Genomic DNA, 21,329 nt, shown 5'->3' with positions numbered 1-21,329 from the left:
GTCGAGGCCGGCGTCAGCCGAAGATCATCGGCACGTCGTCCTCGTCGCCGGCGGGGTCGAGGTCGACGTCCGCGGTCACCGGAACGTGGTCGCTGGGGATCTCGCCCTTGCGCTCGTTGCGGTGGATGCCGGCGGCCGAGACCGCGTCGGCGAACGCCCGGGAGCCGAGGATGAAATCGATGCGCATGCCCTCGTTGCGGGGGAAGCGCAGCTTGCCTGTAGTCCCAGTACGTGAAGCCGGTGGGAACGAGCGGGCGGACGACATCCGACAGCCCCGCCGCCTCGAGCGCGGCGAAGGCCGCCCGCTCGCGCGGCGACACGTGCGTGGACACGCCCTCGACCACCGCCGGGTCGCCGTTGTCGGCGTCGGTCGGGGCGATGTTGAAGTCGCCCACCAGGGCCAGCGGCAGCTGCCGGGTCGCGGGCCAGCTCATCCTTCACGTGCGCGGCGAGGGCGGCCAGCCAGTCGAGCTTGTACACGTAGTGGGGGTCGTCCAGGCCGCGGCCGTTGGGCACGTACAGGCTCCAGACCCGGGTGCCGCCGACGAGCGCGCTGATCGCCCGCGCCTCCTGGGGCTGGTCGGGGCCTTCGTGGCCCTTCGCGAACCCGGGCATGCCCGGGAACGAGGTCTGCACGTCGGCCACGGGCAGCCGGCTGGCGATCGCGACGCCGTTCCACTGGTTCAGGCCGTGTGCGTGGACCTCGTATCCGGCGTCCTCGAACGGTCCGTAGGGGAACTGGTCGGGTCGGCACTTGATCTCCTGCATCGCCAGGACGTCGACATCCTCACGGACGGCGAACTCCACCGTGCGGGCGACGCGGGCGCGGATCGAGTTGACATTCCAGGTGGCCAAGCGCATGCGCCCAGCCTATGGCGCCCCGCCGACCCCCTCCGCGGGATCGTACGATTTGGCCGACTGCACATCAATCTCGGCCCAGACTGATGTTCACTCGGCCAAATCGTACGATTTCGACGAGAAAGCGGCGGGGTCGGGGGCACCCAGAACGGGGGCGCGGTCAGTCGACGGACGCGGTGCCGACGAGGATGCCGCGGGCCAGCGCATGGAAGTGCCGATTGAACCCCAGCACGGCCGGCGTCGACCCCGGCGCGATGTCGAGGTGCGAGACATCCAGCGCATCCACGACGAAGAAATACCGGTGCACGCCCGTGGTCGCCGGCGGCGCCGCACCGATGTACCGCTCGCTGCGCGCCTCGTTCGGCAGCGTGATCGCCCCGGCCGGCAGCGACCCCGCACGGCCGTTCCCGGCGTCCGCCGCCAGTTCTCCCACGGATGAGTCGATGTCGTACACGGCCCAGTGCCAGTATCCGGATCCGGTCGGGGCATCCGGATCGAAGCAGGACACCGCGAAGCTGCGCGTGCCCTCGGGCGCCCCCGACCAGCTCAGCTTGCGGCGAGCGGTCCGCACCTCCGGCGCCGGAGCCCCAGCTCTCCTGCGGAAGCCGCTGCCCCTCAGTGAAATCGGTGCTCGTCACCGTCAAGGTGGGGAGTTCCTTCAGCCGCGCCAACTCCGCGTAGGGGTCGTACTCGAACATCTCGTCCTCCTTCGTCGCAGCCTTCGTCGCAGTCCTGCCGCCCACGCTACCCGCGCCGACCGCATGACGGGCGGCTTCCGGCTCGCCTCACAGCGCCCGCAGGATGTCCTCGACCCGCTCCTTCGCGTCGCCGAACAGCATCTGTGCGTTGTCCCGGTAGAACAGCGGGTTGGCCACGCCGGCGTACCCCGACGCCATCGACCGCTTGAACACCACGACGTGCGCGGCCTCCCACACCCGCAGCACCGGCATCCCGGCGATCGGACTGCCCGGATCCTCCGCGGCCGCCGGGTTCACGGTGTCATTCGCGCCGATCACCAGCACCACGTCCGTGTGCGCGAAGTCGTCGTTGATCTCGTCCATCTCCAGCACGATGTCGTACGGCACCTTCGCCTCGGCCAGCAGCACGTTCATGTGCCCGGGGAGCCTGCCCGCCACCGGATGGATGCCGAACCGCACCTCGATGCCGCGCTCGCGCAGGTGTCGGGCGAGGTCGGCGACCCCGTGCTGGGCCTGTGCGACGGCCATGCCGTATCCGGGCGTGATGACGACGGTGGATGCCGCTTCCAGCAGCCGCGCGACGGCAGCCGCATCCGTCTCATGGTGCTCGCCGACCGGCTCGTCGCCGTCCGCGCGCGGCGCCTCGATGCCGAAACCCCCGGCGATCACCGAGATGAACGACCGGTTCATCGCCTTGCACATGATGTACGACAGGTACGCACCGGATGAGCCGACCAGCGCCCCGGTGACGATCAGCAGGTCGTTGTTCAGCAGGAATCCTGCCGCGGCCGCCGCCCATCCCGAATAGCTGTTGAGCATCGAGATGACCACCGGCATGTCGCCGCCGCCGATCGAGGCGACCAGGTGCCAGCCCAGGGCCAGCGCCAGGGCGGTCACGACCACCAGCAGCCACAGCTCCGGCGTGATCACGTACCAGACGGTCAGCGCGACGAACACGACGAGCGCGCCGACGTTGAGCACGTTCTTGCCGGGCAGCATCAGGGGCCGCGAAGAGATCTTCGCCGACAGCTTCAGATACGCCACGATCGAGCCGGTGAACGTCACCGCGCCGATGAACACGCCGATGAACACCTCGGCGTGGTGCACGCCGAGCAGATCGGGGGCGATGCCCTCGGTGTAGAGCGCGCCGTTCCATCCGACCAGCACCGCGGCGAGCCCCACGAAGCTGTGGAACAGGGCGATCAGCTCCGGCATCCCGGTCATCTTCACCGTCGCCGCGCGCCACAGGCCGATCGCGGCGCCGATGATCATGGCCACGATCAGGAGCGTCAGCCCCAGCACCGCCGTGGGCTGGCCCCAGGCATCCTCGAGCATCAGCCAGACGGTCGCCGCCAGGGCCACGATCATCCCGACGATGCCGTACAGGACGCCGCCGCGGGCGCGCTCCTGGCGGCTCAGGCCGGCCAGGCTCATGATGAACAGCAGGGCGGCGACGATGTAGGCCGCGCCGGCGATCGCGCCGGCGAGGGTCACGCCGGTCACCGGGTGCCCGCCTGCGTCGAACCGGTGGGATGCTTCGCCCCGGCCGTTCGCCCCGGGTCGGCGGGATCACGCACGAACATCGACAGCATTCGGCGGGTCACGGCGAAGCCGCCGAACACGTTGATGCTGGCGACCAGCACGGCCACCGCGGCGAGGATCTGCACGACCAGGCTGGGGGCGACCAGCTGCCCATCGCCCCGACGATGATGATGCCGCTGATCGCATTGGTCACGCTCATCAGCGGGGTGTGCAGCGCGTGCGTGACCCGGCCGATGACGTAGAAGCCGACGACGACCGACAGTGCCAGCACGAGGAAATGCTGCGGCAGCGGCGGCGGCGAGACCACGCACAGCGCGAACAGGGCGGCCAGCCCCAGGGCGATCAGCCCCGCGCGACGAGCGGGCGACATGGTCTTCTTGGGCGGCGGCGCCTCGGGGTGGCCGGCCGGCACACCTGCGGCATCCGCCGCCTGCGGTGCGGGAGCGGGCGCCGCCGAGACCTGCACGGGCGGCGGCGGCCAGGTCACCGCGCCGTCGCGCGTGACCGTGACCGCGCGCTGCACGACGTCGTCGAAGTCGATCGTCAGCTCTCCGTCCTGGCCCGGGGTGAGCAGGGTCAGGAGGTTCACCAGGTTCGTGCCGTACAGCTGCGAGGCCTGGGTCGGCAGGCGTCCGGGCAGGTCGGCGTAGCCGAGGATCGTCACGCCGTTGCCGGTCACGACGCGCTCGCCGGGCACCGAGCCCTCGACATTGCCGCCCTGCGCCGCCGCCATGTCGACGATGACGCTGCCCGGTCGCATGCTCGCGACATCGGATGCCGTGATCAGGCGCGGCGCGGTGCGCCCGGGGATCTGCGCGGTGGTGATGATGATGTCGACATCCCGGGCCTGCTCGGAGTAGATCTCCGCGGCGCGTCTGTCGTACGCCTCGCTGGTGGCCTTGGCGTAGCCGTCGGTGGACTGCTCCACCGTGACATCCACCGGCAGATACTCGCCGCCGATCGAGCGGACCTGGTCGCCGACCTCGGGACGCGGATCGGTCGCGCGCACGATGGCGCCGAGGCTGGAGGCGGCCCCGATCGCAGCGAGCCCGGCCACGCCGGCGCCGGCGACGAGCACCTTCGCCGGCGGCACCTTGCCGGCTGCGGTGACCTGGCCGGTGAAGAACCGGCCGAACTCGTGCGCGGCCTCGACCACGGCGCGGTAGCCGGCGATGTTGGCCATCGAGCTGAGCACGTCCATGGACTGGGCGCGCGAGATGCGGGGGACGGCGTCCAGCGCCACGGCTGTCACGCCGCGTGCGGCCAGCCGGGCGAGCAGGTCGGGACTGAGCGCCGGGCTCAGCAGCCCGATCAGCGTGGCGCCGGGGTTCAGGCGCGCGACCTCCTCGGCCGTCGGTGCGGCCACTTTCAGCACGACATCGGATGCCCACGCCTCGGGTCCGGCGACCAGGGTGGCCCCGGCATCCGCATAGGCGCCGTCGGGGAACGAGGATGCCGCACCCGCCCCGGGTTCGATGACCACCTCGTAGCCGAGCGTGCGGATCTTCGCGACCGTCACCGGGGTCGCGGCGACGCGGTTCTCGCCCGTGGGTTCAGCGACTATGCCGATGCGCATCAATGAGCTCCGTGCCTCTCGTGTCGGGTGCGGCGCCGCAGGGTGCCGATGCGACCGACTATAGGGGCGTCCGCGCAGGTATCGGGCTTGCCTGAGCGCGATCCCGGTGGAAAGAAGCCGCAGATCTTCGCGCGGCGGAAGCGCGGGCCGCGGGGTGGGCGGGTGGCGGCTGCGGGTTGCGGGTGCGGGCGGTGGGTGCGGGTAGCGGGGTGCAGGTGGCGCGTGCAGAACTCCGGAGGATTCGCTCCTCCTCGGGCTGAAGTTGCTCCCACGAACCGTCCGGCGTCCGGAACTCCGGAGTTCTGCGCGCCGCACCGAGGACGAGGGCGGTGTCCGGATGCGGGACCGCGGCCTCCGTCCCAGGCCGCGGGCTGCGACATCCGGGCCGCGGGCTGCGACATCCGGGCCGCGGGCTTGCGACATCCGGGCCGCGGGCCGGGACATCCGGGCCGCGGGCTGCGACATCCGGGCCCATAGAATCGATGACATGACCGTCGCCTCCACGCCCGCGCTCGAAGCCGACCGCCAGACCCTGATCGGGCTGATCACCGCGGAGGCCGTGTTCCGCGGCGACTTCACGCTCTCCAGCGGCAAGCAGGCCAGCTACTACGTCGACATGCGCAAGCTCACGCTCGACCACCGCGCGGCACCGGCGATCGGCCGCATCGTGCTCGACCTGATCGGCGACCTCGACGTCGTCGCGGTCGGCGGGCTGACGCTCGGCGCTGACCCGATCGCGAACGCGGTGATGCACGAGTCGGTGCATGCCGGGCGCCCGGTGGATGCTTTCGTGGTGCGCAAGGAGCCGAAGGATCACGGTCGCGGGCGCCAGGTCGAGGGGGCGGATGTCGTGGGCAAGCGCGTCGTGGTGGTCGAGGACACCTCGACCACCGGCCAGTCCGCGCTCAAGGCGGTCGCGGCGCTGCGCCGCGAGGGGGCCGTACCCGTCGCCGTCGCGGTGATCGTGGACCGCAAGACCGGCGCCCAGGCCGCCGTCGAGGCCGAGGGCCTGCAGTGGCTGGCCGCGATCGACCTCGACGACCTCGGCCTCGCCCCGCAGTAGTCGCGCCGCGTCTTCCGCGCCCCGCGTCTCTCCCTCCCTCCCGGGCGAAATCGTACGATCTGGCCGAGTGAACATGATCCCGGGCCGAAATTGATGTGCAGTCGGCCACATCGTACGATTTCGGCGCGAGCGGGCGAGCGGGCGAGCGGGCGAGCAAGCGAGCGGGCGAGCGGCAAGCAGCGCGGGCGAGCGGCGAGCAGCGGGGCGAGGGCGCGAAGGGCAGCGGGGATCCGGTAACGTTGCCAGAAACCAGGATCGGACCGCCATGGAAGACGTACCGACAGAGACCGCGCAGCGCCGCGCGACGATGAAGGATGTCGCCGCCCGCGCCGGCGTCGGTCTGTCCACCGTGTCGCGCGTCGTCTCCGGCAAGGGTGGCGTCGCCGCGTCCAAGGTGCGCGCCGTCGAGCGGGCCATCCGCGAGCTCAACTTCAGCCGCAACGACTTCGCGCACACCCTGCGCACCGGTACGTCGGCGACGATCGGGATGGTGGTCACCAACATCTCCGACCCGTTCTTCTCGGCCCTGGTCAGCGGCGTGGAAGAGCGCGCCCGCGCGCGCGACCAGCTCGTTCTCGTGGCATCCGTCACCGACGACCCCCGCGAGGCGGAGCACATCATCCGCCGCCTGCTCGAGCGCCGCCTGGACGGGTTGATCCTCGTGGCGCCGGAGGATGCCGACCTGAAGTTCCTGCAGGAGGAGCAGCGCGCCGGCACCCCGATCGTGTTCGTCGACCAGCCCCCGACCGGCATGGACGCCGACCTCGTCGTGGTCGACAACGAAGGCGGGTCGGCCAGCGCCGTGCGGCACCTGTACGCCGCCGGGCACCGCCGTATCGCCTGCTTCGCGCACGTCTCCGGTCGCTACACCTCGGTCCGTCGCGAAGACGGCTACTACCGCGGGCTGCGAGAGGTGGGTCTGCCGACCGACCCCGCTCTCGTGGTCTCGGTGGACGACGAGGTGGATGTCTGCACCGAGGCGCTCCTCGAGCTCGCCCGGCTGCCCGACCCGCCGACCGCCGTGTTCTCCACGAACGGTCGCACGACGAAGGCGATCCTGGGCGCACAGCGCCTGCTCGGCTCGCACCTGGCGCTCGTCGGCTTCGACGACTTCGACCTGGCCGTGCTGATGAACCCGCCCACGACCACGATCGTGCAGGATCCGACCGCCATCGGACGCGCCGCCGCAGACCTGCTGTTCAGCCGCATCGCGGGGCGCGCGGGTCCGACCCAGCGCATCATCCTCGGCACCCGGCTGGCCGAGCGCGGCTCCGGCGAGCTGCCGCCCGCCGCGCCCTGACGCTCTTCCCCGCGGACCTGCGCGCTGACGCCGGTCCCCGCACACCGCGCACTGACGCCGGTCCGCGCACCCCGCGCCCTGACGCCGGTCCCCGCACCCCGCACGCCGACGCCGGTCCCCGCACCCCGCGCGCCGACGCCGGTACCCGCCCCCGCGCCCCGACGCCGGTCGGCACCGGCCCGCCCCGGCCCGCCCCGGCGACCCGCCCCCCGCGCCCTGACGCCGGTCGGCACCGGCCCGCCCCGGCCGGCCCGCCCCCGCGCACTGACGCCGGCCCCGCCCGCCGTGCGCTGACGCCGGTCCCGCTCCCCGCCCCCCGCGCGCTGACGCCGGTCTCCGCACCCCGCGCGCCGACCCTGCCCCGGCCGACCCGCCCGCACACCCCCGCGTCGCCGCCCGTCAACCCGCAAACGGCCCCCCGCGCGGTCACGATTCGATCACAGGACGGATGCCGTCGCCCCCTCGTCTTGCATTTGGCAACGTTTTCAGATTTCATGGCAATCTATTGAAGAGCACGGCCGGCGCAAGGCAGGCTGACGACATCCAATGGAGGATCACATGCGGAAAGCACTCGCAGCAGTCGCGGGCCTGGCGGTCGCCGGTCTCGCACTGGCCGGCTGCTCCGGCTCGAGCGGCGGCAAGGACGGCGGAGACCCGAACCAGGTCGAGGTGTTCACCTGGTGGGCATCCGGCTCGGAGAAGCTGGGTCTGGACGCCCTCACCAAGGTGTTCAACGAGCAGTACCCCGACGTCAAGTTCGTCAACGCGGCAGTGGCCGGCGGTGCCGGCTCGAACGCCAAGAACGCGCTCGCGTCGCGGCTGAAGGCCAACAACCCGCCGGACTCGTTCCAGGCGCACGCCGGGGCCGAGCTGACCGACTACATCGAGGCCGACAAGCTCGAAGACCTCAGCTCGTTCTATGAGGAGAACAAGCTCAACGACGTCTTCCCCAAGACGCTGCTGGACCGGCTCACCGTCGACGGCAAGGTCTACTCGGTGCCCAGCAACATCCACCGCGCCAACGTCGTGTGGATCAACACCGAGCTGCTGAACAAGGCCGGCATCGACCCGAAGAAGGCTCCGGCCGACATCGACGGGTGGCTGGCCGACATGAAGAAGCTGAAGGACGCCGGCGTGGCGACCCCGCTGTCGGTGGCCACCGACTGGACCCAGGTCCAGCTGTTCGAGAACGTGCTGCTGTCCGACCTCGGCGCCGACGGCTACCAGGGACTGTGGGACGGCTCGACCAAGTTCGACGACCCGCAGGTCACCAAGGCGATCGCCGACTACGGCAAGCTGCTCTCCTACGCCAACACCGACGGCACCGGCCAGGACTGGCCGGTCGCGACCGACATGGTCATCGACGGCACCGCCGCGTACAACGTGATGGGCGACTGGGCGCTGGCCGAGTTCGACTCGAAGGGCAAGACGTACGACAAGGAGTACACGACCTGGCCGACCCCGGGCACGGACGGCACGTTCGACTTCCTCGCCGACTCGTTCACGCTGCCCAAGGGCGCGCCGCACGCTGACGCCGCGAAGGACTGGCTGCGCACGATCAGCTCGGCCGACGGACAGAAGGCGTTCAACCTGGCCAAGGGCTCGATCCCGGCGCGCACCGACGCGAACGCGGACGACTACCCCGCCTACCAGCAGGGCGCGATGGCCTCGTTCGCCAAGGACACCGTGGTCAGCTCGCTCGCGCACGGCGCGGCGGTCAAGGTGTCGTGGCTGAACGACATCACCTCGGCCATCGGCCAGTACGTGTCCACCAAGGACGCGGGCGCGCTCCAGGACGGTCTCGTCCAGGCGCAGACCAAGGGCCTCGGCAAGTAACATCCGACCCGCGTGGGGCGGCGGCATCCGTCGCCCCACGCGGCTCATCACGTCCGGGAGGACACGATGCGCAAGGGCATCCGCAACTGGGGGCCGCCGCTTGCTGATCTCGCCGACGATCATCCTGCTCGGGATCTTCGTCTACGTCCTCATCGGCGTGAACATCTCCACCGCCATGACGAAGGACTCGGCGCTGTCGGCGTCGCAGTTCGTCGGGCTGCAGAACTTCGTCGACCTGCTCACCGAGCCGCGCTTCCTGCACTCGCTGGCCAACCTCGGCATCTTCACCGTGTTCTTCATGGTCGGCACCATGGTGTTCGGCTTCCTCTGGGCGTGGATGCTGGACAAGGGCGTGACCGCGGAGGGTGGATTCCGCTCCATCTTCCTGTTCCCGATGGCCGTGTCGTTCGTGGCCTCCGGCGTGGTGTGGCGGTGGCTGCTCAGCTCCGCTCAGGATGACCGCGCCTCCGGGCTGAACCGGCTGCTGCAGTCGATCGGGCTGGGCGGGCTGCAGAACGACTGGTACTCGGCGCCGTACTGGGGCATGGCCGCCATGGCCATGCCGGCGATCTGGCAGGCTGTCCGGATACGTGATGGCGCTGTTCCTGTCCGGCTTCCGCGGCATCCCCGAAGAGCTTGCGCGAGGCGGCCCGGATGGACGGCGCGTCCGAGTGGAAGCTGTACCGGCACGTGATCTTCCCGAGCTGAGCCCGGTCGCCCTGTCGGCGCTCGTGATCGTCGCGCACATGTCGCTGAAGGTGTTCGACCTGATCATGGCCGTGACCGGCTCGGTCTACATCACCGAGGTGCCCGCCACCTACATGTGGGTGGCGCTGACCGGCGCCGAGTACGGCAAGGCGTCGGCCATCGCGACCGTGCTGCTGGTGCTGGTGTGCATCTTCATCGTGCCGTACCTGATCTACACGGCCCGCGCCGAGAGGAAGGCCCGCCGATGACCGTCGCAACTGGAATCGAGCGCCGCACCACCGTCGGCGGCGGCGGCATCCCCACCAATGGCAAGGCGAAGGCCCGCGTCGGCCGGACCGCGAAGTACGTGCTGCTGGTCCTGTTCGTGGTCGTCGTGCTGATGCCGGTGTACGTGCTCCTGGTGACCAGCCTGAAGAGCCCCTCCGACGTGTCGGCTGTGACATCCTGGCAGCTGCCCGCGCGCTGGCCGTGGCAGGCCGGTCCCGACGGCGCCACTGGATTCGACAACTGGTCCACCGCCTGGACCACGCTGGCCGCCCCGATCGGCCGGACGTTCCTGCTGGCGATCCCGGCGGCGATCATCTCGGCCATGCTCGGCTCGATGAACGGATTCGTGCTCTCGCGCTGGAAGTTCCCGTACGCGAACATCGTGTTCACGCTGATCCTGTTCGGCATGTTCATTCCGTACCAGGCGATCATGGTGCCACTGGTGCAGATGAAGACCTCGCTGGGCATGCCCAGCAGCATCCTCACCCTGCTGATCGTGCACATCATCTACGGTCTGCCGATCTGCACGCTGATCTTCCGCAATTACTACGAGGGCGTGCCGAACGAGCTGATGGAGGCCTCGCGCGTGGACGGCGCCGGCATGCTCGGCTCGTACTGGCGGATCATCCTGCCGCTGTCGCTGCCCGGCTTCGTGGTGACCATCATCTGGCAGTTCACCTCGGCGTGGAACGACTACCTGTTCGCGCTGTTCCTCTCGGACGCGAATCAGGGGCCGGTGTCGCTGTCGCTGGTGAACCTGTCGCAGGGGCGCAAGCTGTCGAACTACGGGGCGTCCATGGCCGGGGCGCTGATCGCCTCGCTGCCGACCCTGGTGGTCTACATCATCCTGGGCAAGTACTTCATCGGCGGCCTGATGAGCGGATCGGTGAAGTCGTGACGGGCCGGATGCTGTGACCGTCCACGCTCTGGCCCTCGATCTGGGCGGCACCAAGGTCGAGGCGGCCCTCGTCGACGCCACCGGCATGGTCGTGCCCGGGAGCCGGCACCGCCGCCCGACCGGTCCACGGCTCACGCCCGAGGCAAGCTGCAGGGCGCGCTCATCCAGGTGGTGCGCGATGCGGCGGGGGAGCGGGACGGCGCACTCGTCGGAGTCGGGATCGGCAGCGCCGGGCCGATCGACCACGGCGCGGGGACGATCGCGCCGGTGAACATGCCGAGCCTGCACGGGATGCCGCTGAAGGCCGCCGTCGCCGATGCGGCCGCGCGTGCCGGGCTCGGTGACGTGCCGGTGCGTCTCGGGCACGACGGCGGATGCCTCGCCCTGGCCGAATCGTGGATCGGAGCCACCCGCGGCGCCCGCGCGTCGCTGGCGATGGTGGTCTCCACCGGGATCGGCGGCGGATTCATCCTCGACGGCGGTCTGATGGCCGGGGCGACCGGGAACGCCGGACACCTCGGGCAGATGCACTCCGAGGACGGCCGCACCCTCGAGCAGGTCGCGTCCGGCCCCGCCAGCGTCGCCTGGGCGCGCGAGCAGGGGTGGCACGGCGACAGCGGCGAGCAGCTGGGCGCTGCCGCGGCATCCGGTGATCGCATCGCCCGCGCCGCCGTGGAGCGCTCGGCGGCGGCGGTGGGGCAGACGCTGGCGGACGTGTCGGCGCTGGTGGACCTGGAGGTCATCGCGATCGGCGGGGGATTCTCCCGCGTCGCGGACGACTACATCGACCTGGTCGGTGCGGCGCTGCGCGCCTCGGCCGCGCTGGAGTACGCCCGGTCGGTGCGGGTGGTGCGCAGCGGCCTGCACGGCGACGGCCCGCTCATCGGCGCGGCGGCGCTGGTGCTGCACCCTGCCGCGTAGGCCGGTCGGGCCTCAGTCGTCGTCGCGGTGCTTGCCGTAGCGGCAGATGTACTGCACGACGAACACGACCAGCGTGCCGGCCAGCACGATCGCGGTGACCGCCAGCATGAGGGTCTGCTCGAACGCGTTCATCCCGATCAGCGCGCGGGTGCGATCAGGTCGGCGACCGACTCGACGATCTCGTCCGGCCGGAACGGATAGCGGTCCACCTCGGCGCGATCGCTGATGCCGGTGAGCACGAGCACCGTGTCGCAGCCCGGCCTCGATGCCGGCCACGACATCCGTGTCCATCCGGTCGCCGATCATGCCGGTGTTCTCGGAGTGGGCGCCGATCTGGTTCATCGCCGAGCGGAACATCATCGGGTTCGGCTTGCCGACCACGTACGGCTCCTTGCCGGTGGCGGTGGTGATCAGCGCGGCGAACGACCCGGTCGCCGGGACCACCCCGGCCGGCGTCGGGCCGGTCGAGTCGGGGTTCGTGATGATGAACCGGGCGCCCTTGTTGATGAACCGGATCGCCTGGGTGATCGCCTCGAACGAGTACTGCCGGGTCTCGCCGACCACGACGTAGTCGGGCTGGGTCTCGGTCATGATGAACCCGGCCTCGTGCAGTGCCGTGGTCAGCCCCGCCTCGCCGATGACGAACGCGGATCCGCCGGGCAGCTGCGTCTTCAGGAACTGGGCAGTCGCCAGGGCGGAGGTCCAGATCCGGTCCTCCGGGACATCCAGCCCCGAGCGGGCGAGCCGCGCCGACAGATCACGCGGGGTGAAGATCGGGTTGTTCGTGAGCACGAGGAATGGGATGCCGGCATCCCGCCACTGCGCGAGCAGCTTCGCCGCACCGGGGATGGGGCTGTTGTCGTGGACGAGCACGCCGTCCATGTCGGTCAGCCAGCAGTCGATATCGGCGCGGGTCCGCATGCGGCCAGCCTATCGAGCGGACGGGGCGGCGCAGGCCGGATGTGCCCGCCCGCCGGGCGCGTCGCGCCGCCGCATCCGCGCACGAGCGGGCCGGCTGGCCTAGGCTCGAAGCGTGGCGCGAACCGGGTGGAACCCCGTGCGCCTGCCCGACCTGGAGGGCAGGCGCTACCTGATCACCGGTTCCACGCGTGGCCTGGGATATTTCTCTGCAGAACAGCTGGTCCGCGCGGGTGCGCACGTGATCATGACCGGCCGTCATCCCAACCGTCTGGCCGCCGCGCACGCCGCCGTCGAACGGCGCCTCGGGGAGGACCGGCGCGGCAGCGTCGAGACCCTGCTGCTGGACACCAGCAACTTCGGCTCGATCCGGGCCGCGGCTGCGACCGCGCGGGCCCGCGGCCCGCTGCACGGAGTCGCTGCTGAACGCCGGGATCGTCCACCCGCCGCGGCAGCGACGCACCGCCGGCGGCCACGAGCTGGTCTTCGCGACGAACGTGCTCGGGCACTTCGCCCTGGCCGGCGAACTGCTGCAGAACCTCGCCGTGGTGAACGGGCGGATGCTGTGGGTCGGCAGCCTGTCGACCCTGTACGGCGACTACGAGCCGGTCGACCCCGAGCTGGTGGACGGGTACAGCCCGTGGCGCGCATACGTGCAGTCGAAGGTCGCCACGACCGTGCTCGGGCTGGAGGCCGATCGGCGCCTGCGGGCGGCCGGGGTCCCGGCATCCAGCGTCGTGGCCCATCCCGGCTACGCGATCAGCGGCCGCACGATCGGGGTGCGCGGGGTGAACGAGCCGTCGCGGACCAAGCGGTTCATCGACAACCTGCAGACGCCGATCGCCCAGTCGAAGGATCGTGGTGCGCGCAGCCTCGTGCGCGCCCTGATCGACCCGGAGGTCGGCGGCGGCGAGCTGTGGGGTCCGCGCTTCGGCGTGCACGGGGCACCGCATCGCGGGACGCCGGGCAAGCTCACCCGCAGCCGCGAGCTCGGTGAGCGGCTGTGGGAGTACTGCGAGAACGCGACCCGCGTGCGCTGGCCGTTCGAGAAGGCCGCGCGCGCCCGCCGTCGCTTCCGCTGACCGCGCTCTCCCGTGTGCCTCCCGCGTTGAACCATCCCTCCCGCGTTGAACCATGCCTCCCGCGTTGAAATCGTACGATTTGGCCGAGTGCACATCAATTTCGGCCGAGTTTCATGTGCACTCGGCCAGATCGTACGATCCCGAGCAAGGGGCGGTCAGGCGGTGAGCCACACCACGTCGGCGACGCCGTCGGGCAGGCGCACCCGGTCGGCGCCGTCGACCCGGACCGCGTCGGCCCCGACCACCTCGACCGCCCGCCCGATGTGCAGCCCGGCATCCTCGACCGCGCGCAGCAGCTGCGGGTCGCGGTCGCTGACCCGCAGCACGCGCCCCCGGTGGCCGGGCGCGGCATCCCGCAGCGCACGAAGTCCTCGCGGTGCACGCGTCCGTCCGCGTCGGGGATCGCATCGCCGTGCGGATCGAAATGCGGATGCTCGAGCCGCGCGTCGATCCCCTCCAGCAGCCGGTCGCTGATGGCGTGCTCGAGGACCTCGGCCTCGTCGTGCACCTCGTCCCAGGCGTAGCCGAACTCGCGCACCAGCCACGTCTCGATCAGCCGGTGCCGCCGGATGATCGCGGCCGCCCGACGCTCGCCCTCGGCGGTCAGCGAGATCGGACCGTATGGCCGGTGCGTGACCAGGCCGACGCCGGCGAGCTTCTGCACCATCTCGGTGACACTGGACGGCGCAAGCCCGAGCACCGCCGCCAGCTGGGACGGCGTGATCCGCTCGTCCTGCCACTCCGTGTGGTGGTAGATGGTCTTCAGATAGTCGTCGACGGCGGGGGATGCCACGGTCCCAGGCTACCCGCGCTCTCACGCGCCGCTGAAGACCAGCAGCAGCATCCCGTTCAGGATGATCAGGAAGACGGATGCCAGGATTCCGAGCAGCGTGGTGATCCGGCGATTGCGGAACCGGCCGAGCAGCTCGGCGCGCGACGTGAGCCGCACGAGCGGGATCACCGCGAACGGGATGCCGAAGGACAGCACCACCTGGCTGAGCACCAGCGACAGCGTGGGATCGGCGCCGAACGCGAGCAGGCCGAGCGCCGGGATGAGCGAGATCACACGCCGGAGCACCAGCGGGACGCGCAGGTGCAGCAGGCCGTGCATGATCTCGGCGCCGGCATAGGCTCCGACCGAGGTGCTCGCCAGTCCGCTGGCCAGCAGGCCGACCGCGAACAGCGTCGCGATCAGCGGGCCGATCCCGTCGCGGAGCGCCGCGTACGCGCCCTCGAGCGTGTCGGTGCCGACGACGCCGGTGAGGTTGGCCGCGGCCAGCAGCAGGATGCACACGTTCACCGCGCCGGCCACGATCATCGCGATGGACACATCCCACCGGGTGGCGCGCAGGATGCGGGGGACCGGGGTGGCGTCGCCGGCGAAGCGGTCGCGGGCGAGCGCCGAGTGCGCGTAGATCGCGTGCGGCATGATCGTCGCCCCGAGGATCGACGCCGCCAACAGGACCGAGCCGGTGTCGGCGAAGCGGGGCACCATGCCGCCGAGGATGCCCGCCGGACTCGGCGGCGCCACGAACACTCCCGCCACGAACCCGATCGCGATCACCGCGACCAGGCCGATGATGACGAACTCGAACGTGCGCGGCCCGCGCCGGGAATGCAGGACCAGGAGGGCCAATGACACTGCGCCGGTGATCCCCCGCCCCACAGCAGGGGCAGCCCGAACAGCAGGTGCAGGGCGACTGCGCCGCCGATCACCTCGGCGACATCGGTCGCGATCGCCACGAGTTCGGCCTGCAGCCAGTACGCGCGCCGCGCCCAGGGGCGCCGGATGCGCGCCCCCAGCAGCTCGGGCAGGCTCTGCCCGGTGACCACGCCGAGCTTCGCCGACAGGTACTGCACGAGCCACGCGATCAGGTTCGCGAGGACGACGACCCAGACGAGCAGGTACCCGTAGCGCGCACCGGCGGTCATGTTGCTGGCGACGTTGCCCGGGTCGAGATAGGCGACCCCGGCCACCAGCGCCGGTCCCAGCATCCACGTCACGCGGGGGAGGGATGCCGCGGCTCCGCCGCCGGCGGGCCGGTGGCCGAGAGCACCCGGGGAGTGTCGCGTGTCAGCACGCGACGCGTTCCGGTCTCCGCTCGACTTTTCGGCACACCAAAATCCTATAGCTGTTTTCGGGAGACCGAAAGGTTTGGCACTCGGCTGGGCCGAGGAGATATGCCGAAAGGAGGGCCGAATCGGGGAGAGCATCCTCGCTTCGGCATTTCCCCTCGCCTGGGCCGAGGGCGGCCCGGGACGGGTGCGTCGGAGGGGGCAGGCACGCCGGCGCCGGCTGGCCTCCGGCGCTCCGGGTTGCCGCCGCGGCTACCCTGGGATCGTGACCGACGCCCCGCTGCCTGACGCCGCCGGGTCTGGGGAGGAGCGGCCCGAGCCGCAGGGCGAGCGGCCCGAGCCGCAGGAGGAGCGGCCCGAGCCGCAGGGCGAGCGGCCCGAGCCGCAGGGCGAGCGGCCCGAGCCGCAGGGCGAGCGACCCGAGCACGGCGTCGGCCCGTGGCCCGGCGGGCGCGGGGAGTGGCCGACCGACGACCGCTTCGACCCGGAGCTGCTCGCCCACGGCGACCGCCGCAACGTGATCGACCACTACCGCTACTGGCGGATGGACGCGATCGTCGCCGATCTCGACGAGCACCGGCATCCGTTCCACGTCGCGATCGAGAACTGGCAGCACGACATGAACATCGGCTCGATCGTGCGCAAGCGCCAACGCGTTCGGCGCCGACACCGTGCACATCATCGGCCGCCGCCGCTGGAACCGCCGGGGTGCGATGGTCACCGACCGCTACCAGCACGTCGTGCACCACGAGGATGTCGCCGCGTTCGCGCGGTGGGCGGATGCCGAGGCCGTGCCGATCATCGCGGTCGACAACGTTCCCGGTGCGGTGCCGGTGCAGCAGGCGGACCTACCCGAACGGTGCGTCGCTGCTGTTCGGCCAGGAGGGGCCGGGGGTCTCGTCCGAGGCGCTGGATGCCGCATCCGCCCTCGTCGAGATCACCCAGTACGGCTCGACCCGATCGATCAACGCCAGCGCGGCGGCGGCCGTCGTCATGTACGAATGGTGCCGGCGCTGGGCGTGAGAGCCGCGCGCAGAATGGAATCGAGCACAGTACGACCGCGCAGAACCGAGCAGAACCGAGCCGAGGAGGCACGCATGAGCAATCCGTACGCGCAGCACAACGATCCGATCGTCGCGGAGTTCCGGGCGACCGGCGGAACGGTGACGCACTTCGGGCGGGGCCTGGTGCTCGCCGCACCACATCGGAGCGCGCAGCGGTGCGGAACGGGTCACCCCGGTCATGGGCATCCGAGAGGGGGACACGTGGCTGATCGCCGCGTCGAAGGCGGGCGCCGACGACAATCCGGCCTGGTACCACAACCTGGTCGCCCATCCCGAGGTCGAGATCGAGACGCCCGACGACGGCGTCGTCGCGGTGCATGCCACGGTGCTGGCGGGCGCCGAGCGGGATGCCGCGTGGGAGCGGTTCACGGCGGCGGCTCCGGGTTTCCGCAGCTATCGAGAAGCGCACGAGCCGCGTCATCCCGGTGGTGAAGCTGACCCGTCGCGGCTGACTCCGCCGCGGCGGCGGTGAGCGTTCAGGCCGGCTGCGTCAGCCATGCGGGGCGACGGATGCGCCACCCCAGCGTCACGAGGCGGGCCATCATGTACACCCCGAAGAACGCGACGGCGAGCCAGGTGAGCCCGGTCGCGCCCCCGGGGTGCCACACCGCGAGCGCGACCAGGACCGGGACGTAGACGGCCAGGTTGATCACCCCGGCCAGGGCGAGGTAGCGGGCGTCGTTCGCCCCGATGAGCACCCCGTCGAGCACGAAGACGATCCCGCAGATCGGCTGCGCGACGGCCAGCACGATCAGCGCCGGCTGGACGAGTGCGGCGAGCTGCGCGTCGCCGGTGAACACGAGCCCGATCAGTCCGGAGCATCCGCCGATGATCGCCCCCGTCACCACGCCGAACCCCGCACCCCAGGCGAGCGTGCGTCGCAGCACGCGGCGCACGTCGCTGACCGAGCCGGCGCCCAGCCCCTTGCCGATGAGTGCCTGGGCGGCGATCGCCAGGGCGTCCAACGCGAACGCGGCGGTCGAGAACATCGTGAACGCCACCTGCCAGCCGGCCAGTTCGGCGGTGCCGAAGGCGCTGGCCACCGCCACGGTGGACAGCAGCGCCCCGCGCAGCGACACGGTGCGCAGGAACATCCAGCCGCCGGATCGCGCCGAGCCGCGGACTCCTTCGCGCTGTGGGCGGACCGATGCCTCGTGCCGGCGCGCGAGTCGCCCGATCACGGCGACGTAGGCGGCCACCATCCCCCACTGCGCGAGGACGGTGCCGGTCGCCGATCCGGCGATGCCCCAGCCGAGGCCGTAGATGAAGGCCCAGTTCAGCAGGGCGTTGCCGGCGAAGCCGATGCCGGCGATCCACAGGGGCGTCACCGTGTCCTGCATGCCGCGCAAGCAGTCCGGTCGCGGCGAACACGATGAGCATGGCCGGCAGGCCCCACATCGAGATGCCCAGATAGGTGCGCGCATCGGCGGCGACCTCGGGTCCGGCGCCGAACAGCCCGACGAGCATCGGCGTGGACAGATAGCCCACCAGCGCCAGCACCGCGCCAAGGCCGAGCGCGAGCCACATGCCGTCGATCCCGACCGACACCGCACGCGTCGGGTCGCCGGCGCCGAACCGGCGGGCCACGGCCGGTGTCGTCGAGTAGGCGAGGAACACCATCAGGCCGACGATCGTCTGGAGGACCGCCGACGCGATGCCGAGGGCCGCCAGCGGCACGACCCCCAGATGCCCGACCAGCGCAGAATCGATGATCAGGAAGAGGGGCTCGGCGATCAGGGCGCCCAGCGCCGGTATGGCGAGCCGCAGGATGTCGCGGTTCAGCGTGTCGGGCGGGCTCACGCTCCGAGCCTACGGGTGGGCGCCGACGTCAGCGGTCGCGCGCGGGCCCGCGTCAGTCGAATGCCACCTCGTCGGACGCGACCACCTGCGCCGTCTTCCCCGGTGCTCCCTGGAACGACCAGTACAGGTTGGTGTGCGCGATCACCTGGTCCACGGGCGGGGCGCCCCACGCCGACTTGTCGCCGGCGGTGTGCGCGTCCGAGACCAGGGTCGTGTCGTAGCCGCGCGTGAACGCACCATGGATCGTGGACCGGATGCAGGCATCCGTCTCGGCGCCCGCCACGATCACGCGGCCTACGCCGCGAGCCGCCAGCACGCTCTCCAGATCCGTGCCCTCGAACGCGTCGCCGTATTCCTTGCCCACCAGGGGCTCGTCGTCGGCCGGTGCCAGTTCGGGCACGATGCGCCAGGCGTCCGAGCCCGGGACGAGCTCGGGATCGGAGTCGCTGCACCCAGACCACCGGGACGCCGGCGTCACGGGCGCGGTCGACGAGCGTGCGGATGCGCGCGACCACGGCGTCGCGCTCGTATGCCTCGCCGACCACGTCGTTCTGCACGTCCACGACCAGCAGCGCGGTGTTCGGACGATCGGTCAATGTCGTCATGTCTGCCTCCCGATCCCAGGTTACGCACGGCCCCCGACATCCGGCCCCGTGCCCACCCCCACCCACCCTGCGCCACCGAGACAGCACACGGATGTCTCCTCCGCGGCATATCCTGGATCGCATGACCGAATCCCCCGATCGGGCTTGGAGCTCGACGCGTTCAGCGCCGACATCCGCCCGCAGGACGACCTGTTCCGCCACGTCAACGGATCCTGGATCGACGCGACCGCGATCCCCGACGACAAGGCCCGCTGGGGGTCCTTCCATTTCCTCGCCGAGCAGGCCGAGGTGCATGTGCGCACGATCATCGAGGAGTCCCAGGATGCCGAACCCGGCACCGAGACCCGCAAGATCGGCGACCTGTACGCCAGCTTCATGGACACCGACCGGATCGCCGAGCTGGGCACCCGGTCGATCACCGATCAGCTGGCCGCGGTGGATGCGATCGATTCCATCCCCGCTTTCCTGGCCACGGTCGGCCGGCTGGAGCGCGACGGCGTGGGCGGCCTGATCGAGCTGTACATCGAGCCGGATCCGGGCGATCCCGAGCGCTACGTCCCGTTCCTCATCCAGGGCGCGATCACCCTCCCCGATGAGAGCTACTTCCGTCTCGACAGCTTCGCGCCCACGCGCACCGCCTACCGTGAGCACATCGCGCGGATCCTCGACCTGGCCGGGGTGGCGGATGCCGCGGACGCCGCCGAGCGGATCTTCGCGCTCGAGACCGAGGTCGCCTCGCACCACTGGGACAACGTGCGCAAGCCGGGACGCGGTCGCCACCTACAACCTGAAGAGCTGGGACGAGGTGCAGGAGCTGGTCGGCGTCGACCTCGAACCCTGGCGCGCCGCGGTCGCCCCCGCGCACGAGGACGGCTTCACCGAGGCCGTGGTGATGCAGCCGAGCTTCCTCGACGGCCTGGGCCGGATCCTCGTCGAGGACCGCCTCGAGGATTGGAAGGCCTGGCTGCGCTTCCAGATCGTGCACGCCGCGGCGCCGTTCCTGACCGATGAGTTCGTGGCCGAGAACTTCTCGTTCTACGGCACGCAGCTGTCCGGCGTCCCGGTCAACCGCGAACGCTGGAAGCGGGGCGTCGGCATCGTCGAGGCGGCGATGGGCGAGGCCGTCGGCCGCGTGTACGTGGAGCGGCACTTCCCGCCCGCGGCGAAGCAGGAGATGGATGAGCTCGTCGCCAACCTGATCGAGGCCTATCGGCGCAAGCATCCGCGACCTGGAGTGGATGAGTCCCGCCACCCGCGAGCGGGCCCTGGCCAAGCTGGACGCGTTCACCCCGAAGGTGGGCTACCCGGTGAAGTGGCGCGACTACGCCGGCCTGACCATCGACGCCGGCGATCTGGTGGGCAACGTCCGTCGGGCGCACGTGCTCGAGCACGACCGGCAGCTGGCCAAGATCGGCCAGCCGATCGACCGCGACGAGTGGTTCATGACCCCGCAGACGGTCAACGCTTACTACAACCCGATGATGAACGAGATCGTGTTCCCGGCCGCGATCCTGCAGTATCCGTTCTTCGACCCGGAGCGGGATGCCGCGGCCAACTACGGCGGCATCGGGGCCGTGATCGGCCACGAGATCGGCCACGGGTTCGACGATCAGGGCAGCCGGTTCGACGGCACCGGCAAGCTGGCGGACTGGTGGACCGACGAGGACCGCGCCGCCTTCGAAGAGCGCACCAAGAGCCTCATCGAGCAGTACGACGCGCTCGTCCCGCTCGGCCTGCCCGTCGAGAACCACGTCAACGGCGCGCTGACGATCGGCGAGAACATCGGCGACCTGGGCGGCCTCGGCATCGCGATCAAGGCGTACGCGCTGTCGCTGGGCGAGGCCGAAGCACCCGAGATCGACGGGTTCACCGGCATCCAGCGCCTGCTGCTGAGCTGGGCGCAGGTGTGGCGGCAGAAGGGGCGGGATGCCGAGACCATCCGGTTGCTGACGATCGACCCGCATTCGCCCAACGAGTTCCGCTGCAACCAGATCGTGCGGAACGTGGACGCCTTCTACGACGCCTTCGACGTGGTCGAGGACGATGCGCTCTGGCTTCCCGCCGAACAGCGCGTCACGATCTGGTGACGAAGACCCGGGATCGAGGCCCGAGCGGCC

At 70.9% G+C, this 21,329-nt stretch carries 10 protein-coding genes and 10 pseudogenes; 11 read left to right on the top strand and 9 right to left on the bottom strand.

The window, feature by feature from the left end:
* Window positions 1-13: 13 nt before the first annotated feature.
* The 4 genes and pseudogenes from L2X98_RS08000 to L2X98_RS07985 all read right to left on the bottom strand — a co-directional run bounded on the left by L2X98_RS08000 (window position 14) and on the right by L2X98_RS07985 (window position 4,677).
* Window positions 14-861: pseudogene (locus L2X98_RS08000) on the bottom strand (exodeoxyribonuclease III).
* A 157-nt stretch (window positions 862-1,018) separates the two neighbouring features.
* Window positions 1,019-1,429, bottom strand: a complete 411-nt coding sequence (locus tag L2X98_RS07995; RefSeq protein WP_290427323.1) for a YbhB/YbcL family Raf kinase inhibitor-like protein — start codon at window positions 1,427-1,429, stop codon at window positions 1,019-1,021.
* Window positions 1,430-1,643: 214 nt separating this feature from the next.
* On the bottom strand, window positions 1,644-2,990 hold the full coding sequence (pntB, locus tag L2X98_RS07990) for a Re/Si-specific NAD(P)(+) transhydrogenase subunit beta (RefSeq protein WP_435526273.1): 1,347 nt from the start codon (window positions 2,988-2,990) through the stop codon (window positions 1,644-1,646).
* 65 nt (window positions 2,991-3,055) lie between these two features.
* Window positions 3,056-4,677, bottom strand: a pseudogene (locus tag L2X98_RS07985) (Re/Si-specific NAD(P)(+) transhydrogenase subunit alpha).
* Window positions 4,678-5,161: 484 nt separating this feature from the next.
* Here L2X98_RS07985 and pyrE point away from each other — a divergent pair.
* The 6 genes from pyrE (at window position 5,162) to L2X98_RS07955 (ending at window position 11,667) form a co-directional block, all read left to right on the top strand.
* Window positions 5,162-5,737, top strand: coding sequence for an orotate phosphoribosyltransferase (pyrE, locus tag L2X98_RS07980; protein ID WP_259612902.1), 576 nt, complete (start codon window positions 5,162-5,164; stop codon window positions 5,735-5,737).
* Between the two features lie 265 nt (window positions 5,738-6,002).
* Window positions 6,003-7,037, top strand: a complete 1,035-nt coding sequence (locus tag L2X98_RS07975) for a LacI family DNA-binding transcriptional regulator (protein WP_259612901.1) — start codon at window positions 6,003-6,005, stop codon at window positions 7,035-7,037.
* 558 nt (window positions 7,038-7,595) lie between these two features.
* On the top strand, window positions 7,596-8,873 hold the full coding sequence (locus L2X98_RS07970; RefSeq protein ID WP_259612900.1) for an ABC transporter substrate-binding protein: 1,278 nt from the start codon (window positions 7,596-7,598) through the stop codon (window positions 8,871-8,873).
* 671 nt (window positions 8,874-9,544) lie between these two features.
* On the top strand, window positions 9,545-9,829 hold the full coding sequence (locus L2X98_RS20575) for an ABC transporter permease (protein WP_354002965.1): 285 nt from the start codon (window positions 9,545-9,547) through the stop codon (window positions 9,827-9,829).
* Window positions 9,826-10,746 carry a carbohydrate ABC transporter permease gene (locus tag L2X98_RS07960; RefSeq protein WP_259612899.1) on the top strand — a complete coding sequence of 307 codons (921 nt, stop codon included), beginning with the start codon at window positions 9,826-9,828 and terminating at the stop codon, window positions 10,744-10,746. Before L2X98_RS20575 ends, L2X98_RS07960 begins: the two co-directional genes overlap by 4 nt.
* Before the next feature lie 171 nt (window positions 10,747-10,917).
* The gene (locus tag L2X98_RS07955) at window positions 10,918-11,667 is read left to right on the top strand and encodes an ROK family protein (protein ID WP_259612898.1); all 750 of its coding nucleotides are present in this window, start codon (window positions 10,918-10,920) and stop codon (window positions 11,665-11,667) included.
* 137 nt (window positions 11,668-11,804) lie between these two features.
* On the opposite strand, the pseudogene L2X98_RS07950 reads toward L2X98_RS07955, so the two are convergent.
* Window positions 11,805-12,588: pseudogene (locus L2X98_RS07950) on the bottom strand (HAD-IIA family hydrolase).
* Between the two features lie 112 nt (window positions 12,589-12,700).
* On the opposite strand from L2X98_RS07950, the pseudogene L2X98_RS07945 reads away from it, so the two are divergent.
* Window positions 12,701-12,946 (top strand): annotated as a pseudogene (locus tag L2X98_RS07945) (SDR family NAD(P)-dependent oxidoreductase); the annotation flags it as partial.
* A gap of 136 nt (window positions 12,947-13,082) precedes the next feature.
* Window positions 13,083-13,667, top strand: a complete 585-nt coding sequence (locus tag L2X98_RS07940; RefSeq protein WP_259613435.1) for an SDR family NAD(P)-dependent oxidoreductase — start codon at window positions 13,083-13,085, stop codon at window positions 13,665-13,667.
* 155 nt (window positions 13,668-13,822) lie between these two features.
* On the opposite strand, the pseudogene L2X98_RS22205 reads toward L2X98_RS07940, so the two are convergent.
* Window positions 13,823-14,460: pseudogene (locus tag L2X98_RS22205) on the bottom strand (metal-dependent transcriptional regulator).
* Window positions 14,461-14,481: 21 nt separating this feature from the next.
* Window positions 14,482-15,662 (bottom strand): annotated as a pseudogene (locus L2X98_RS07925) (Nramp family divalent metal transporter).
* Between the two features lie 361 nt (window positions 15,663-16,023).
* Between L2X98_RS07925 and L2X98_RS07920 the strand changes: the two are divergent.
* Together L2X98_RS07920 and L2X98_RS07915 are read left to right on the top strand one after the other, a co-directional pair.
* Window positions 16,024-16,766, top strand: a pseudogene (locus tag L2X98_RS07920) (TrmH family RNA methyltransferase).
* A 180-nt stretch (window positions 16,767-16,946) separates the two neighbouring features.
* Window positions 16,947-17,279, top strand: a complete 333-nt coding sequence (locus tag L2X98_RS07915; protein WP_259613246.1) for a nitroreductase family deazaflavin-dependent oxidoreductase — start codon at window positions 16,947-16,949, stop codon at window positions 17,277-17,279.
* A 4-nt stretch (window positions 17,280-17,283) separates the two neighbouring features.
* Here the strand turns inward: L2X98_RS07915 and L2X98_RS07910 are convergent.
* Both L2X98_RS07910 and L2X98_RS07905 read right to left on the bottom strand, forming a co-directional pair.
* Window positions 17,284-18,607 (bottom strand): annotated as a pseudogene (locus L2X98_RS07910) (MATE family efflux transporter).
* Window positions 18,608-18,659: 52 nt separating this feature from the next.
* Window positions 18,660-19,212, bottom strand: a pseudogene (locus tag L2X98_RS07905) (cysteine hydrolase family protein).
* A gap of 129 nt (window positions 19,213-19,341) precedes the next feature.
* On the opposite strand from L2X98_RS07905, the pseudogene L2X98_RS07900 reads away from it, so the two are divergent.
* Window positions 19,342-21,299: pseudogene (locus L2X98_RS07900) on the top strand (M13 family metallopeptidase).
* The last annotated feature ends 30 nt before the right edge of the window (window positions 21,300-21,329 follow it).

The organism is Microbacterium elymi (genome assembly GCF_021582895.2).
Taxonomy (GTDB): domain Bacteria; phylum Actinomycetota; class Actinomycetes; order Actinomycetales; family Microbacteriaceae; genus Microbacterium; species Microbacterium humicola.
Note: the sequence above shows the minus strand (reverse complement) of the source record. Positions and strands in the feature narration are given on the sequence as shown.

Coding starts and splice junctions, on each gene's coding strand:
- pntB (WP_435526273.1), bottom strand. CDS start 2,990: ATGAGCCTGGCCGGCCTGAGCCGCCAGGAGCGCGCCCGCGGCGGCGTC.
- pyrE (WP_259612902.1), top strand. CDS start 5,162: ATGACCGTCGCCTCCACGCCCGCGCTCGAAGCCGACCGCCAGACCCTG.
- L2X98_RS07975 (WP_259612901.1), top strand. CDS start 6,003: ATGGAAGACGTACCGACAGAGACCGCGCAGCGCCGCGCGACGATGAAG.
- L2X98_RS07970 (WP_259612900.1), top strand. CDS start 7,596: ATGCGGAAAGCACTCGCAGCAGTCGCGGGCCTGGCGGTCGCCGGTCTC.
- L2X98_RS07960 (WP_259612899.1), top strand. CDS start 9,826: ATGACCGTCGCAACTGGAATCGAGCGCCGCACCACCGTCGGCGGCGGC.